Source organism: Massilia soli (genome assembly GCF_016809835.1).
Taxonomy (GTDB): domain Bacteria; phylum Pseudomonadota; class Gammaproteobacteria; order Burkholderiales; family Burkholderiaceae_D; genus Telluria_A; species Telluria_A soli.
Map to the genome: position 1 here is coordinate 1 of NZ_JAFBIL020000033.1, position 483 is coordinate 483.

Consider the following 483-nt stretch of genomic DNA (forward strand, 5'->3'; position numbering starts at 1 on the left):
GCGTAATAGCTCACTGATCGAGTCGTCCTGCGCGGAAGATGTAACGGGGCTAAGCCAGTCACCGAAGCTGCGGATATCCGCAAGGATATGGTAGGAGAGCGTTCTGTAAGCCTGTGAAGGTGTCTTGTAAAGGATGCTGGAGGTATCAGAAGTGCGAATGCTGACATGAGTAGCGATAATGGGGGTGAAAAGCCCCCACGCCGTAAGCCCAAGGTTTCCTGTTCAACGTTCATCGGAGCAGGGTGAGTCGGCCCCTAAGGCGAGGCAGAGATGCGTAGCTGATGGGAAGCAGGTTAATATTCCTGCACCGTCGTATGATGCGATGGGGGGACGGATCGCGGAAGGTTGTCTGACTGTTGGAATAGTCAGTTTCTGCTTCATAGAAGGCGCTTAGGCAAATCCGGGCGCGTAATTCAAGGGAGTGGGACGAGCGGCCTTGTGCTGCGAAGCAATCGGAAGTGGTTCCAAGAAAAGCCTCTAAGC

General features: G+C 54.0%; 1 rRNA gene. It reads left to right on the top strand.

Annotated features, from left to right (window positions below):
• Positions 1-483, top strand: a 23S ribosomal RNA gene (locus I4X03_RS23010); the annotation flags it as partial.